This is a genomic window from Sphingomonas sp. Leaf33 (genome assembly GCF_001421785.1).
Taxonomy (GTDB): Bacteria; Pseudomonadota; Alphaproteobacteria; order Sphingomonadales; family Sphingomonadaceae; genus Sphingomonas.
Window position 1 is genome coordinate 2,184,085 of sequence record NZ_LMLB01000001.1, and the last position, 14,152, is coordinate 2,198,236.

The 14,152-nt window shown below is 68.8% G+C and carries 20 protein-coding genes; 6 read left to right on the forward strand and 14 right to left on the reverse strand.

The window, feature by feature from the left end; all coding sequences use genetic code 11:
- Window positions 1–291: 291 nt before the first annotated feature.
- The 5 genes from ASE86_RS10665 to ASE86_RS10685 all read right to left on the reverse strand — a co-directional run bounded on the left by ASE86_RS10665 (window position 292) and on the right by ASE86_RS10685 (window position 3,427).
- Window positions 292–738: a DUF4262 domain-containing protein gene (locus tag ASE86_RS10665; protein WP_235524042.1), complete on the reverse strand. Its 447-nt coding sequence runs from the start codon at window positions 736–738 to the stop codon at window positions 292–294.
- 424 nt (window positions 739–1,162) lie between these two features.
- Entirely contained in the window at window positions 1,163–1,591 is a 429-nt protein-coding gene (locus ASE86_RS10670) for a DUF1178 family protein (RefSeq protein ID WP_056425744.1), read from the reverse strand.
- Window positions 1,588–2,412: a carbon-nitrogen hydrolase family protein gene (locus ASE86_RS10675; protein ID WP_056425748.1), complete on the reverse strand. Its 825-nt coding sequence runs from the start codon at window positions 2,410–2,412 to the stop codon at window positions 1,588–1,590. The genes ASE86_RS10670 and ASE86_RS10675 overlap by 4 nt, the downstream gene beginning before the upstream one ends.
- Entirely contained in the window at window positions 2,409–2,666 is a 258-nt protein-coding gene (grxC, locus tag ASE86_RS10680; RefSeq protein ID WP_056425751.1) for a glutaredoxin 3, read from the reverse strand. The genes ASE86_RS10675 and grxC overlap by 4 nt, the downstream gene beginning before the upstream one ends.
- Before the next feature lie 32 nt (window positions 2,667–2,698).
- Window positions 2,699–3,427, reverse strand: a complete 729-nt coding sequence (locus ASE86_RS10685) for a ComF family protein (protein ID WP_082441873.1) — start codon at window positions 3,425–3,427, stop codon at window positions 2,699–2,701.
- On the opposite strand from ASE86_RS10685, the gene ASE86_RS10690 reads away from it, so the two are divergent.
- A complete protein-coding gene (locus ASE86_RS10690) occupies window positions 3,417–4,307 on the forward strand; it encodes a methyltransferase domain-containing protein (protein WP_056425753.1) in 891 nt (296 codons plus the stop codon). The two genes, ASE86_RS10685 and ASE86_RS10690, sit on opposite strands and share 11 nt — an antisense overlap.
- Here ASE86_RS10690 and ASE86_RS10695 read toward each other — a convergent pair.
- Entirely contained in the window at window positions 4,278–4,700 is a 423-nt protein-coding gene (locus tag ASE86_RS10695; RefSeq protein WP_056425756.1) for a (deoxy)nucleoside triphosphate pyrophosphohydrolase, read from the reverse strand. The genes ASE86_RS10690 and ASE86_RS10695 overlap by 30 nt on opposite strands.
- Before the next feature lie 33 nt (window positions 4,701–4,733).
- Between ASE86_RS10695 and ASE86_RS10700 the strand changes: the two genes are divergently transcribed.
- Together ASE86_RS10700 and ASE86_RS10705 are read left to right on the forward strand one after the other, a co-directional pair.
- Window positions 4,734–4,937: a Flp family type IVb pilin gene (locus tag ASE86_RS10700; protein ID WP_056427020.1), complete on the forward strand. Its 204-nt coding sequence runs from the start codon at window positions 4,734–4,736 to the stop codon at window positions 4,935–4,937.
- 113 nt (window positions 4,938–5,050) lie between these two features.
- Window positions 5,051–5,218, forward strand: a complete 168-nt coding sequence (locus ASE86_RS10705; RefSeq protein ID WP_056427022.1) for a Flp family type IVb pilin — start codon at window positions 5,051–5,053, stop codon at window positions 5,216–5,218.
- Window positions 5,219–5,314: 96 nt separating this feature from the next.
- Here the strand turns inward: ASE86_RS10705 and ASE86_RS10710 are convergent, their stop codons facing one another.
- The 4 genes from ASE86_RS10710 to ASE86_RS16630 are packed head-to-tail and all read right to left on the reverse strand — an operon-like array spanning window position 5,315 to window position 9,077.
- Window positions 5,315–6,262, reverse strand: coding sequence for an acetyl-CoA carboxylase carboxyltransferase subunit alpha (locus tag ASE86_RS10710; protein WP_056425759.1), 948 nt, complete (start codon window positions 6,260–6,262; stop codon window positions 5,315–5,317).
- 10 nt (window positions 6,263–6,272) lie between these two features.
- Complete coding sequence (locus ASE86_RS10715) at window positions 6,273–7,172, reverse strand: tyrosine recombinase (protein WP_056427025.1); 900 nt, start codon at window positions 7,170–7,172, stop codon at window positions 6,273–6,275.
- A 5-nt stretch (window positions 7,173–7,177) separates the two neighbouring features.
- Window positions 7,178–8,959: a hypothetical protein gene (locus ASE86_RS10720; RefSeq protein WP_056425761.1), complete on the reverse strand. Its 1,782-nt coding sequence runs from the start codon at window positions 8,957–8,959 to the stop codon at window positions 7,178–7,180.
- A complete protein-coding gene (locus tag ASE86_RS16630; protein WP_268795316.1) occupies window positions 8,943–9,077 on the reverse strand; it encodes a hypothetical protein in 135 nt (44 codons plus the stop codon). The genes ASE86_RS10720 and ASE86_RS16630 overlap by 17 nt, the downstream gene beginning before the upstream one ends.
- Window positions 9,078–9,160: 83 nt before the next feature.
- Here ASE86_RS16630 and ASE86_RS10725 point away from each other — a divergent pair, with 83 nt between their 5' ends.
- The 3 genes from ASE86_RS10725 to ASE86_RS15710 are packed head-to-tail and all read left to right on the forward strand — an operon-like array spanning window position 9,161 to window position 10,921.
- A complete protein-coding gene (locus ASE86_RS10725; RefSeq protein WP_056425764.1) occupies window positions 9,161–9,700 on the forward strand; it encodes a shikimate kinase in 540 nt (179 codons plus the stop codon).
- Entirely contained in the window at window positions 9,697–10,797 is a 1,101-nt protein-coding gene (aroB, locus tag ASE86_RS10730) for a 3-dehydroquinate synthase (protein ID WP_056425768.1), read from the forward strand. Before ASE86_RS10725 ends, aroB begins: the two co-directional genes overlap by 4 nt.
- Window positions 10,781–10,921 carry a DUF2256 domain-containing protein gene (locus tag ASE86_RS15710; RefSeq protein ID WP_082441789.1) on the forward strand — a complete coding sequence of 47 codons (141 nt, stop codon included), beginning with the start codon at window positions 10,781–10,783 and terminating at the stop codon, window positions 10,919–10,921. The genes aroB and ASE86_RS15710 overlap by 17 nt, the downstream gene beginning before the upstream one ends.
- 18 nt (window positions 10,922–10,939) lie before the next feature.
- Here ASE86_RS15710 and ASE86_RS10735 read toward each other — a convergent pair whose 3' ends face one another.
- The 4 genes from ASE86_RS10735 to ASE86_RS10750 are packed head-to-tail and all read right to left on the reverse strand — an operon-like array spanning window position 10,940 to window position 14,150.
- Window positions 10,940–11,272: a DUF423 domain-containing protein gene (locus ASE86_RS10735; RefSeq protein WP_056425771.1), complete on the reverse strand. Its 333-nt coding sequence runs from the start codon at window positions 11,270–11,272 to the stop codon at window positions 10,940–10,942.
- A gap of 11 nt (window positions 11,273–11,283) precedes the next feature.
- The gene (locus tag ASE86_RS10740) at window positions 11,284–13,095 is read right to left on the reverse strand and encodes a monovalent cation:proton antiporter-2 (CPA2) family protein (RefSeq protein ID WP_056425774.1); all 1,812 of its coding nucleotides are present in this window, start codon (window positions 13,093–13,095) and stop codon (window positions 11,284–11,286) included.
- The gene (locus ASE86_RS10745) at window positions 13,092–13,529 is read right to left on the reverse strand and encodes an iron-sulfur cluster assembly scaffold protein (protein WP_056425777.1); all 438 of its coding nucleotides are present in this window, start codon (window positions 13,527–13,529) and stop codon (window positions 13,092–13,094) included. Before ASE86_RS10745 ends, ASE86_RS10740 begins: the two co-directional genes overlap by 4 nt.
- A gap of 57 nt (window positions 13,530–13,586) precedes the next feature.
- Complete coding sequence (locus tag ASE86_RS10750) at window positions 13,587–14,150, reverse strand: CvpA family protein (protein WP_056425779.1); 564 nt, start codon at window positions 14,148–14,150, stop codon at window positions 13,587–13,589.
- Window positions 14,151–14,152 lie beyond the last annotated feature (2 nt).

Consider the following 14,152-nt stretch of genomic DNA (forward strand, 5'->3'; position numbering starts at 1 on the left):
TGCGGCCGGCGGCGCCAAAAGCGCCGTCCGACGACGCGGGCTCCGCCCGCGGCGCCACACGCAGCACACCCTATCGTGCTCCGGCAAGGGCCGAGCCTCAACATCCGGAGCTCTCACGCCCGCCAACGCACCAAGCCTCACCGCGCTTGGAGGCAGCTCGATCGCCTGCGCCTATTGCACGACCGCTTAGCCACAAGCTTTGAATGGCCGGTGATGGGCGGGGGCTGACCGTCGTCTTCTGGGAGGAAAGTGGAATGACAGCTATGGGGATGGTTTGGAAGGAAAGCAGACTTACCCCGTGACGGCTGACTTCCACCCATGTTCAGTCAGATCGATCTGATCATTGACGAAGGAGGTGTCGAACCCCGGCTCCCATGGAAAGATGCCGCTTCGATCCGGCCAAACAATCTGAAGACATGGAAACTCATCGCTACCATAGAACCACCGGCTCCAGCCGATGTGATCCGGGTAGAACCGCTTCGCCACGGGAAAGGCGTAAGCGAAAAGGTTTTCAAACGCTCTGTTGGTCGGCTCGCCTATCGGCAACGGCGCTCCTGCCTTGGCTTCACGGAAAAGGTCCCAGAATACATCATGGGTTATCTCGCGCTTCATGCCAAACATGATCAACTCGGGCTGACCCGTGTTCACCCACAAGCCGGTGGTGAATGAAAAGCCCGGCCCTTCGTCATCGCCAAAGACCGCCGTGTCGACCCACCCGTGTTCTCTGACCTTAGCCACAAATGCTCTTTCGGTATCGTCGAGAGCCTCAATCGGTGCGTCTAGAGCGGTTCGCATAAGCACCAGCTAATCCCGCCGTCGAACGTCCGCAATCAGAAAGCGGAGCGACCGTCCCGGATGTCTGTTAATGTGCGATGGCAGACACTCGTTCAGTCGTTTGTGCAAGCAATGTTGGAAAACATCCGATACGAGTCCGACGACAAGCTCTTTCCCATCGCTGGCTTTTCATTCTTTGCCGCTCTCAGGCCACTTCACCGGCGGGCTGCACCAAAGGGATGTGCGATCGGCATAGCGTGACCTTAGTGTGACCTTAGCCACGCCCACTCATATCGAGCATGATCGATCCAGCCACGTTACGCCGGTGAGACGTGCCAATGCCCGCAACCGAGCAATCGCGGACAGGCCGCTTTTACGGATCGACGACCTAGTTCAATGCCTCAGGCGGCACGACCGGGACCAGCAGCGGCGCCACCGGCACGCCCTCCTCCACCAGCGCCTTCGCTTCCTCGCGGGTCGCCTGGCCGTGGATCGCGGTCACCGTCTTCTCGCCGCTGTGCATCGCGCGCGCGGTGTCGGCAAAGGCGGTGCCGACCCAGGTCGATTGCTTGATCGCCTCGGCCTGAGCGCTGGCGATCGCGGCAAGCGCGGCCTTCATCGCGGCGGGCGCGGGCGGGCTGGCGCGGTTGCCCTTGGGCGCGACGTTGGGGGCCATCAGCGCCTTGCCGACATCGCTGTCGCCGCATACCGGGCACGCGATGAGGCCGCCCGCGCGTTGCTCGTCATAGGCGCTGCTCGACTTGAACCACGCCTCGAACACATGGCCGCCGCCGCATTTCAGGTCGAAGAGGATCACGACGCCACCTCGACCGGCGGGATTGCGCGGCGATGGGCGAGCACCGGGATGCGGGCGCGGACGTCGGCGACGCGGGCCGGGTCGATCTCGGCAAAGCCCAGCGCAGGCTCCGGCCCCAGATCGCACAGCACCTCGCCCCATGGATCGACCGCGAGCGAGTGGCCGTAGGTGACGCGCCCGTCGGCATGCGTCCCCGCCTGCGCCGCCGCGACGACATGGGCGCCCGCCTCGATCGCGCGGGCGCGCATCAGGACGTGCCAGTGCGCCGTGCCGGTCGGCACGGTGAAGGCGGCGGGAATGGCGAAGATCGTCGCGCCCGCGTCGCTCAGCGCGCGGAACAGGTCGGGGAAGCGCAGGTCGTAGCAGATCGACAGGCCCAGTCGCCCGAGCGGCGTATCGACCACCACCGCACGGGTCCCGGGCGCATAGGCGGCCGATTCGCGCCAGCTTTCGCCGGTCGGCAGGTCGACATCGAACAGGTGCAGCTTGTCGTAGCGCGCGCGGATCGCCCCGGTGTCGTCGATGACGAAGCCGCGGTTGGCATATCGCCCGTCACGCCCGCGCACCGCCAGCGAGCCGAGATGGACCCACAGGCCCGCCTTCGCCGCCGCCTCGCGAACGGCAGCGAGCACGCGGTCGTCATCCTCCGGCACGATCGACCGGGCCGCTCGCGCGCGATCGCGATCCAGGATGTTCGACATTTCCGGCGTGAACAGCATCGCCGCGCCCTCGCCGGCCGACCGGACGATAGCGTCGGTCAGCGTCGCGGCATTCTCTCGCGGGTCGATCCCGCTCGTCATCTGAAGAAGGGCGGCCCTCATGCCTCCAGCAGCGGGTCGAGCTTCCCCGCCCGGTCGAGCGCCGCCAGATCGTCCGACCCGCCGATGTGGCGTCCGTCGATGAACACCTGCGGCACGGTCGTGCGGCCGCTGGCGCGCTCGATCATCTCGGCGCGCTTCGGCCCGCCCAGCGTGATGTCGTATTCCTCGGGAGTGACGCCCTTGCCGTCGAGCAATCGCATCGCGCGACTGCAATAGGGGCAGAACGCCTTCGTGTAGATTTCGACCCGTGCCATGCCGCTCGAAGTGTGGTCGCGCGCTGGCAATGTCAATCGTCGGCGTCGGTATCCTCGACGACGCGCGCCCAGCACAGGATGACGACCCGCGCCGCCCCGGCCCGCTTGAGCGCGGCAGCGCAGGCGCTGGCGGTCGCGCCGCTGGTGAACACGTCGTCGACCAGCACCACCGTCGCGCCGGCAAGCGCGGCACGGCCGGACGCATCGACGGCAAAGGCGCCGCGAACCGCCTTCGCCCGCGCCCGCCGGCCGAGCCCGCGCAGCGACGGCGTCGCCTTTGCCCGCCGCAGCAGGTCGTGCCGCACCGCCACCCCTGCCCGCCGGCCCAGCGCATCGGCGATCAGCGCCGCCTGGTTGTAGCCGCGCCCCCACAAGCGCCAGGGGTGGAGCGGTACGGACACGAGCAGGTCGACCCCGTCCGGCAGCACGCGCTGCATCAGCCGCGCCGCCGTCTCGGCAAAGGCGGTGCGCCGGCCGTACTTCAGTCGTAGCGCCAGCGCCTTGGCGACCGGACCATAGGCCACCGCCGCTCGCGCGCCGTCGTGCCGCGGCGGATCGGCGAGGCACGTCCCGCACAGCGCAGCGGCCCCGCGGTCATGCTCGAACGGCCGCGCACAGCCCGCGCACCATGGCGGCCCGAGAAAGGTGAGGTCCGACCAGCAGTCGGCGCAGAAGCGGTGATCCGCCGCCACCACCGCCGCGCATCCCGGACAGCGCGGCGGCAGCGCGAGCGAGACGAGCGAGGACAGGATGGCGCGCACCCCCTCTTGTCGCGAGCGCGGGCGCAGCGCACAAGCCGCGGCCGTGACCACGACACCCGAAATCTTTGATCGCGCCGCCCGTCGCCTGCGCCGCGACCGCGCCGCCCGCGACTGGGCCAGCCACGCGTTCCTGCGCGACATGATGCTGGATGGCATCGCCGAGCGGTTGGCGAGCGTGAAACGGGAGTTTCGCGCGGTGCTCGATCTGGGATCGGCGGATGGCGCCTTTGGGCTGCCGGGTGCCGTCATCACGCGGATCGACGCAGGCGCCCGCTTTGCCGCAGGCGCTGTCCTGGCGGACGAGGATCGCTTCGACGTGCCGCCGGCCAGCTACGATCTGGTCATCTCCGCCGGCGTGCTCGACACCGTCAACGACGTCCCCGGCGCACTCACCCTCGCCCGACGCGCGCTGAAGCCCGACGGCGTGTTCCTGGGTGCGTTCCTTGGTGGCAACAGCCTGTCGACGTTGCGCGCCGCGCTGCGCGAGGCCGACCCCGGCGTCGCTCGGGCGCATCCGATGATCGACGTGCGCTCGGCCGGCGACCTGCTGGTCCGCGCGGGATTCGCCCTGCCGGTGGCCGATGTCGAGACGGTGACCGTGCGCTACGCCAGCGTCTTCGGCCTGATCGGCGACCTGCGCGGCATGGGGGCGAGCAACCTGCTGGTCGATCGCCGGCCGCTGCGCCGCGACACGCTGGCACGCATCTCCGACGCCTTTGCCGCGCGTGCCGACGCCGACGGGCGCGTCGCCGAGCGGTTCGACATCGTCTTCCTGACCGGCTGGGCCCCCGCCCCCGGCCAGCCGCAACCGGCCAGGCGCGGCAGCGCGACCGCCAGCCTGACCGCGGCGCTACAGAAGGGCCTCGAGCAGCCCGATTAGCGGCCGGTCGGCCGGCGGCATGTCCAGCCCGTGCAATTGCGCCGGGTAGACCCAGCGCAGCGCCGCGGCGTGGCGCGCTTCGACGATGCCGTCCCACTTGCGGCAGACGTAGAGCAGCAGCAGCAAGTGGCGGTCGTCCAGCGGCTCGCTGGCGAAGGCCGCCGGTGCCAGGCAGGCCTGCGCGACGGCGATGCCCAGTTCCTCGTCCAGTTCGCGGATCAGCGCGGCTTCCGGTGTTTCGCCGGCGTCGATCTTGCCGCCCGGAAATTCCCAGAGCCCGGCCATGTGCGTGCCCGCCGGGCGCTGCTGGACCAGCACGCGGCCATCGCCGTCGATCAGCGCTGCGGCAACCACGTGCAAAAGGGGGCGGTGGCAGCCATCGGACGAACGCATTTGATTAACCCTTTTCGATCTATGATGGCGGCCATGGCGTCTTTTTCGATCAGCATCGTCACGCGCGTCCTCGCCGGACTGGCCCGCGACTGCAAGGCCGCGACCGCGGTCGAATATGGCCTGATCCTGGCGCTGATGGTCATCGTGCTCATCGCCGGTGTCGGCAGCCTGGGCACGCAGACGTCCGAAACGTGGAACGGCCTGTACAATCGCATTTCCGTTGCGACCGGTCGTTAGACGTCTGTGGCTTTAAACATTTCTAAACCTGCGCGGCTCTACACCTGATTTCGCTGTTCGGGGGGAAGACCCGGCCAGCCGGGTGATTGAAGTTTCGAACAGTGGAGACCGACATGCAGAAGATTCGCACGTTCCTGAAGAACTCGAAGGGCGCGACCGCCATCGAGTACGGCCTGATCGCCGCTCTGATCGCGGTTGCCGCGATCGCCGCGATGCAGGGCCTGGGCAACAACCTGAAAGCGACGTTCAACAACGTCGCGTCGAACATGAAGTCTGCATAAGACTTCGGTATCGAGTTGACGCAAAAGGGCGGCGAACCACCACGGTTCGCCGCCCTTTTCGTTTGCCGTTGCGTCAGCCAGCGTTTTGGACGGACGTCAGGCGCGACCGATCGCCAGGAATTTCTGCCGGCGGGCGGTGCGAATCGCGGTCGGCTCGCGCCCGTCGAAATCCTTCAGTGCCGACTCCAGCGCAGTGCCCAGCGACGCGATCGCTGCCGCCGGATCACGGTGCGCGCCCCCCAGCGGTTCGGGCACGATGCCGTCGATGACCCGCAGGTCCTTCAGATGCTGCGCGGTCACCTTCATCGCCTCGGCCGCTTCGGGCGCCTTGTCGGCGGTACGCCACAGGATCGAGGCACAGCCCTCCGGCGAGATCACCGAATAGACCGCATGCTCGAACATCAGCACGACGTTACCGGTCGCGAGCGCCACGGCCCCGCCGGAGCCGCCTTCACCGACGATCGCGGCGATCAACGGCACGCCGATTTCCAGACACGCCTCGGTCGAGCGCGCGATGGCCTCGGCCTGCCCGCGCTCCTCGGCCTGCACGCCCGGGAACGCTCCCGAAGTGTCGACCAGCGTCAGCACCGGCAGGCCGAAGCGGTCGGCCAGCTTCATCAGCCGGATCGCCTTGCGATAGCCCTCGGGCTTGCCCATGCCGAAATTGTGACGCAGCCGGCTGGCGGTGTCGTCGCCCTTTTCATGGCCGATGACCATGACCTTGCGCCCGCGGAAGGTGCCGAGCCCGCCAATGATCGCCTGGTCGTCGGCGAACGCGCGGTCGCCGCCCAGCGGCATGAAATCGTCGATCAGCGCCGCGATGTAATCCTTCAGATGCGGGCGTTCGGGGTGCCGGGCGACCTGCGTCTTCTGCCACGGCGTCAGCCGGGCATAGGTATCGCGCAGCATCTTGTCGGACTTGGCCTGGAGGCGCGACACCTCCGCATCGATGTCCAGTTCGGGAGAGGACGCGGTCTCGCGCAGTTCGTCGATCCGCCCTTGCAGCTCGGCGATCGGTTTCTCGAAGTCGAGGAAGCTTGCCATGCCGCACGCGCTAAGCGCGGCGTTTGCCCGCGTCAACGAGCGGGTGGCGGGTATTCACCAGTTCGACCAGCCGGCTGGCATCGACATGGGTGTAGATTTCAGTCGTCGCGATGTCGGCATGGCCCAGCATCGACTGCAGCGCGCGCAGGTCGGCGCCGCCGGCCAGCAGATGCGTCGCAAAGGCATGGCGCAGGACGTGCGGGCTGACGCGTTCGGGCGCGATTCCCGCCATCGCGGCAAGCGCCTTCACCAGTTGATACAGCCGGATGCGCGACAGGTGCGACGTGCCCGACGGGAACAGCCAGGCCGAGTCCTTGGGAACATGCAGCCGCCACGCGGCGACTGCGGCGCGCGCACGATCGGAAATCGGCACCAGCCGCTCGCGCCCGCCCTTGCCCTTCAGGATCAGGTACGGCCGGTCCGAAGCCACCGCCGCGCGGGGCAGCGACACGAGTTCGCTTGCCCGCAGGCCCGAGCCATACAGCAGTTCGATCAGCGCCGAGAGCCGTAGGTCGAGGGGGTCCGCAGGCACCCGCCCCCGCCGGTCGGCGATGACGGCAAAGATCGCATCGACCTCCGCCACCGACAGCGTCTTGGGCAGTGGCCGACCCCGCCCGGGCCGCGGCAGCGCAGGGGAAGGGTCGTCGGCGCGCAGTCCATCATCGACCAGGAAGCCGTAGAATCGCCGCAACGCCGCGGCCTTTCGCGCGACCGTCGTGCCGGCAAGATCGGCCCAGGTTTCCGCCAGCGCGATCAGATCGTCGCCCTGCGCCACCGACAGCCGCCCACCCAGCGCCTCGGACGCCAGCGTCAGATCGGTGCGATAGGCAGCGATCGTGTTCTTCGCCGCCCCTGCCTCCGCCATCATCATTTCGAGGAAGCGATCGATCAGGATCGCATCCTCGCTCACGCCGGTCACGACCGCGCGATCGCCTCGGCGGCGATCATCCGCGCTTCACCACCCAGGCCGACGCGCCGCAGCGCCGCGGTGCCGTGGTAGAGCACTTCCGGGGGCACGCCGCGCCAGTCGCTGGTCTGCATCCCCACCGCATAGAGCAGGATGACGGTCCCCGCATCGCCGCGCGCGGCCGCGGCGTCGATCGCGCGGGTCCAGGCGTTCTCGGCCCCGAACTTCACGTCGAACGGCTTGGCCAGCTCTTCGGCGTTCGCCGCCGATACGCGCCCCAGCCCGGTCAGCCCCGCCAGCAGCATTCGCGCCTTCGCCTGCCCCTTGCTACCGTCGCTGCCGCGGTAGCTGTCGATCATGTCGCTATCGACATCACGCCCGCGCGGATCGGCCAGCGCCAGCATCGCCCAGCCGTCGCCCGTCGTCGCGACCGATTCCCACCGGGTCGCCCGGCGGTCGAGGCCCGCGCTCAGCATCGAGGCGATCAGCATCGGTGCGGCATCGGCATGATCGCGCGACACCGGAATCTGCGCCGCCGCCCGCGCGGTCAACACCAGACGGCCGTAGCGAAACCGGCGATCGGCGTCCCCGCCCCACAATTGGCCCAGCAATTTCAGCCGCGCCGCCGTCGTCCGCTCGGTGAAGGCCCCGCGCAGGTCGCGAGCGGCAGTCACCACGGGGCCACTGCCGCTGTCGGCTGCCTCGACCTCCGAATAGAGATCGACCAGCGCCAGGTTCGACAGCACGCCCTGCGCCGCCGCGCGATCGGCGAGACCCGCGCGCACCTCGGGCGCGATCATCGGTGCGGTCGCGCGCCACAGCGCGACCTGCGGCCTTCCCTGCGCCAGCAGTTCGTCGGGCACGGCGACCCCGGTCGCGGTGGCAAGGCCCAGGCGCCAGGCGCTCAGCCGGTCGACGCCATCCCATTCGATCGTGACCGCGCGCCCCTGTGCCGCCGCGCCGACAACCTTTTCGGCCAGCAGCGCGTCGATGCTTCGCCCGGTGCGGCGGCTGGCGGTGCGCAGCAGCGTGTTCGCCTGCGGCCCCTTGCCGGCGAACGCCGCGCACATCGCGCGCGCGAACAGCCAGCCGGTATCGTTGGCGACGGTCAATGCGGGCTCGACCAGCGGGCACAGCCCCGCCGGGTCGCCCGTCGCGAGCATCGCCTGCATCGCGACCTGGAACAGCTTGGGCGTATAGTCCGCGACATCCACCGCCTGGACGACTGCCCGCGCGGCATCCGCCTCCCCCATCCGCAGCAACAGCCAGGCGCGTTCCGCAGCGAAATCGGCGCCGTTCACGCCGGCGGGCGTATCGACCCGCGACACCAGCGCACGGCGCAGCGCGATCGACAGCCAGCGCGACGGGATCGGCGCATCGAGACGACGCATCAGTTTCTCGACCATCTGTCCGTCGCTGCCGGCAAAGGCGCGCGCCGTCAGTCCGCCTGCTTCGGGACCGACCGTGCCGACCTGCGCCAGCGACCGCCGGGCGAAATCGGGCAGTTCATAGGCGGTCAGGTCAACCGGCGTCGGCGTGGCAGTCGGCGTCGGGCTGGGTGTCGGCAGCGGTGCGGCCGTATAGCCCGGCGGCAGCGGCTGGACCGTCGCGGGCGCGCCGGGCGTGGAGTCACGCGGCGCGGACGACGGCGCGGGGCTGGGCGCAGGCGTCGGCGCCGGATCGCCGAAACCCGGGGGAAGGATCGATTCGGGCCGGTCCTGCGCGGTCGCTGCGGCGGCGATCAGGAGCGCAAGCGCACCGACCGCGGCGCCGTCACGAAAGATTTTCAAGGGCGACCGCCTTCTCGACGCGGGTCGGGGCCTTTGCCGTGTCGCGTCCGGACAGGAAGAACAGCCCCCCGACCACGACGACCAGCAGAACGACCAGAATCACGAGCGGACGGGACATCACGCGCCTTTCAAACACCGAAACAAAACTTGGGTTCGCGGCCTTTTGCCCGAGGGCATAGGGCCATGTATAGCCCCCGCGCCATGCCCGCCGCCGATCCGCCTCCACCCAACCGATCGCGACGCCCCATCGTGCTGGTCGGATTGATGGGCGCAGGCAAATCCACGGTCGGGCGGCGGCTGGCCGGACGGCTTGCGCTGCCCTTCGTCGATGCCGATTCGGAAATCGAGACGGCGGCCGGCATGACCGTGTCGGAAATCTTTGCCAAATTCGGCGAACCCTATTTCCGCGATGGCGAGCGGCGCGTGATCGCGCGGCTGATCGACGGGCGACCAAAGGTCATCGCGACCGGCGGCGGCGCCTTCGTCAACGACGACACCCGCGCGCTGATCCTGACCCAGGCGACCGCGATCTGGCTCGATGCCGATCCGCGGGTGCTGGCGGAGCGGGTGAAGCGCCGCGACACCCGCCCCCTGCTGAAGGGGCGCGATCCGCTGCCGGTGCTTCGCGACCTCGCCGCCGTCCGCAACCCGCTCTACGCGCTCGCCCACATCCGCGTGCCCAGCGCCAATGCGCCCCACGACGTCACGGTCTCGGCGATCCTGAAGGAATTGAGGAAATGACGACCGTCCGCGTGGCGCTTGGCGACCGCAGTTACGACGTGGTGATCGAACACGGCCTGCTTGCGCGGGCGGGCACCTTGCTGAAGCCGCTGTCGCGTGGGCGGACGATGGTGATCGTCGCGGACGAGAACGTCGCGCCACACCTCGCGACGCTGCAGGCCGCTTTGGCCGCCGAACGAGTCGCCAGCGAAGCGATCGTGCTGCCGTCGGGCGAAAGCACAAAAGGCTGGGCGCAGCTGGCGTCGCTCACCGATCGCCTGATCGAACTGGGCGTCGAACGGGGCGACCATGTCATCGCGCTGGGCGGCGGCGTGATCGGCGATCTCGTCGGCTTCGCCTGCTCGATCGTGAAGCGTGGGTGCGGCTTCGTGCAGGTGCCGACGACGTTGCTTGCGCAGGTCGATTCGTCGGTCGGCGGCAAGACCGCGATCAACACGCCCGCCGGCAAGAACCTGGTCGGCGCGTTCCACCAGCCCGCACTCGTGCTGATCGATCCGCAAGTGCTCGATACGCTCCCCCAGCGCGACCTGCGTGCCGGCTATGCCGAGGTCGTGAAGTACGGCCTGATCGACGACCCCGACTTTTTCGAATGGTGCGAGGCGAATGCGGCGAACCTGCTCGCCGGCGACGCCTCTGCCCGCGAACACGCGATCGCCACCTCCGTCGCCGCCAAGGCGCGGATCGTCGGCGAGGACGAACGCGAAACCACCGGCCGCCGCGCTTTACTCAACCTCGGCCACACCTTCGGCCACGCGCTGGAGGCGGAAGCGGGGTTTTCCGACAGGCTGCTCCACGGCGAAGGCGTCGCCGCCGGCATGGCGCTGGCCTATGGCTATTCAGCCGCGCGCGGGCTCGCTCCAAAGGCCGACGCCGAACGCGTCATTGCGCACCTTCGGGCCCTCGGCCTGCCCCACGACCTCGCCAGCGCCGGGATCACTGCGGACGGCGAGACGTTGGTCGGGCATATGCTGCACGACAAGAAGATGAATGCGGGCACCCTGCCCTTCCTGCTCGCCCGCGGGATCGGCCGGACGTATCTCGACAAGACCGTCGATCTTTCCACCGTCCGCGAGTTCCTCGATGCCCAACGGGGTTAAGAAGGCCGACCTGCCGACAAAGGTCTGCCCGGCGTGCGACCGGCCGTTCACCTGGCGCAAGAAATGGGCGCGGGACTGGGAAAACGTCGTCTATTGCTCGGATGCCTGCCGGAAGAAACGGTAGCTCAGCGCCTCTCGGTCGTCAGTGGCGCACCTGCCACGCCAGCCACAGCCACCCGACGATCAGCACCGTGCCGCCGATCGGCGTCACTGCGCCAAGCCACCGTGGGGCACCGAACGCCATCGCGTAGAGCGTCAGCGCAAACACCGCCCCGCCCGCGACGAACAATGCGGCCGGCCCCTTCGCCTCCATCCGCAGCGCCACCAGCGCGGCGACGGCGTGGATCAGCTGATACTGTCCGCCCGTCCGCAACCACTCGGCGGCCTTCATGTCCGCGGCGCCGTGCGCGCCGAACGCCCCGGCCGCGACGGCCATCGCGCCCGACAGCGCGGCAAGGACAGCCAGCCAGTTCATCCGCACTCTCCTCAGGTAGCCTGTGGTCCCGGCAGCGGCTCGGGGCGTTCGCGATCCCGGCGGCTTTCGGGCGCCCAGCCGCCATCGGCGATCACCGCCTCGCGGGCAGCGCGCAGGTCGCCGGCTTCGAACTGGATCTTCAGCCGTTCGCGGTCGCGGCCACGGTAGAAGTCCTCGGTACGGTCGATTTCCCCCGCATCGACGCCGACCGCCGCCATCGCGTCGCGCGCCATGTGGACGGCCGAATCGAGCACCTCGCGGACCACGCCGGCAACGGGCGCGCCCTTCAGCTTCACCAACGCGCGGCGGTCGTAGGCACGCACGAAGATCGCCCCGGCGGGAAAGGCCTGATGCACCGATTCGACGAATTCCGCCTCCACCCCGTCGCCGTCGTTGCAGAACAGGATCAGCTCCGCATCCGCCGCGCCCGCCTGACGCAGCATGTCGAGCCGCAGGCCGTCGCCGTAATAGACCTTCGCGCCAAGCTGGCCGGCAATGTCGATCATCTCGATGTCGGTGTCGATCAGCGTCACCGCGATGCCTTGCGCGGTCAGCATCTGGCCGACGGTCTGGCCAAACCGGCCATAGCCGACGATGATCGCGTTGGACCCATCGGCGCTCGGCCCGTCGCGCTCCTGCTGGTCGATCGGCTCGGTGCGGAAGCGGCGCGTCGCCATCATCAGGAACGGCGTCGTCGCCATGCTGATCGTCACGATCGCGCCGAACAGGCTCGCTGCTTCGGGCGCGATCAGGAAGGCGTTCTGCGCCTGCGCGAGCAGCACGAAGCCGAATTCGCCGCCCTGGCTGAGCAACAGACCGAGCGCGAGCGCCTGGCGCCATCTCATCTTGAAAAGCAGGCCGATGCCCATGATCAGCGCCGCCTTCACCACCACCAGCGTCGCCGCCATCGCCAGCACGAAGACCGGCCGCTGCAGGATCGCGCTCAGGTCGAGCATCATGCCGACCGCAAGGAAGAAGAGCCCGAGCAGGATCGAGCGGAACGGCTCGACATCGGCTTCCAGTTCATGCCGATATGGTGAATCGGCCAGCATCATGCCGGCGATGAACGCGCCCAGCGCCGCCGACAGCCCCAGCGCCTCCATCACCGCGGCACTGGCGATGACGGTGAACAGGCCGGCGAAGACGAACATCTCGCGCTCGCCCAGATTGCCGATCAGGCGGAACAGCGGACGCAGCAGATAGCGCCCCGCAGCGATCAGCCCGACGATCGCGACGACGGTATAGACCGCCAGCATCCACCCCGGCGGACCTGCGGCATCGGCCGGATTGCGGCTCATCGCGGCGATGATCGTGATCATCGGAACGATCGACAGGTCCTGGAACAGCAGGATGGCAAAGGCGCGTTCGCCGAACGGCGTGCGCAGCCGTCCGGCCGATTGCAGCATCGGCAGCACCTGCGCGGTCGACGACAACGCCAGCGGCAGGCCGAGCGCGAGCGCCGCCTCCGGGCTGAAGCGCGCAATTACCAGTAGGATCGCGCCGATCGCCGCGCCACACAACACGACCTGCAACCCACCGACCGCGAAGATGTCCTGCCGCATCCGCCACAGTCGCGACGGGTTGAGCTCCAGCCCGACCAGGAACAGCAGCAGCACGATGCCCAGTTCGGCGATGTGCATCTTCGATTCGGCACCGCCGACCAGGCCGAGCAGCTGCGGTCCGACGACCGCACCGGCGACGAGGTAGCCGAGCGTGGCACCCAGGCCGAGGCGACGAAAGAGCAGGACGAAGATGAGTGCGAAGCCGAGCAGCGGAACGGCATCGTGCAGCAGGCTGCCGGTGGCGGGGGCTGCTTCGGTCACTGCGCGTTCGCCTTTGCCGCCTGCTCGGCCGCTTCCGCCGCGGCTTCGAAGGCCAGGCGGATCGACGGATGCCGCGCGCTGTACGGCAGTGCCGGGGTAAAGATATCGAGCCCCGGCCAGTCGGGCGGCGTATCCCGCGCACCCGCCAGCCACGCCGTCAGCGCATCGCGCGCCGCGGCAAGGTCGGCCGGCGACTTGCCGATCGCTTCCGCCCCGAACAGCGACGCGGACGCCTGTCCCAGCGCGCACGCGCGGACCAGCATCCCCAACGTCTCGATCCGGCCATCCGCATCGACCGAGACGTCGACGGTCACGCGACTGCCGCAGATCGGCGAGCGTTTCTCGACCGTCGCCATCGGCGCGGGCAGGCGGTCGTGATGGGGGATCGACGCGGCGAGGCGCAGGATCGTGGCATTGTAGAGGGGCGCGGTCACCGGGCTCCTTTAGGCGACTTGCCCGCGCGGCGCATCAGGAAGATCGCGACGGAGATCTCACTTCTCCGCCGCGGCGCGCGATGCCGGTGTCACCGCGTTGTCCTCGCCGAATACCGGCTGTCCGCGGCGCCGCCGGTCGACGAAATCGGCGATCGAGGCACTGGTCGAATTGAGCAACGGATAGGTGCGTGACGACTTGATCCACAGTGGCCGCTGGCGGGGTCCACCGCCCAGCGTATCGATGACCAGCACGATCAGCAGAAAGGCGAGGCTCGCCAGGATCAGCCCTTTCAGCGCACCGAAGCCGAAGCCCAGCGCGCGATCGACCGGCCCCAGGATCGACGTCCGCGTCCGCGCGCCGATCGCATTGGCGACCAGCCGCCCGCCAAACCACGTTATGCCGCCGATCACCGCGAACGCCAGCGTCGCCGCGCCGGCGGCGGTACCCACGGTATCCGTCAGCAGCGCGGTCAGCGGCGTGTGAAACAGCTTCAGCGCGAACACGACGAAGATCCACGCCATCAGGCTCAGCACTTCGGTCACGAAACCGCGCATCAGCCCCAGGATCGCCGCCCCGCCGACCGTGATGAGCACCAATATGTCGAGCGCCGTCAGGCCCATTG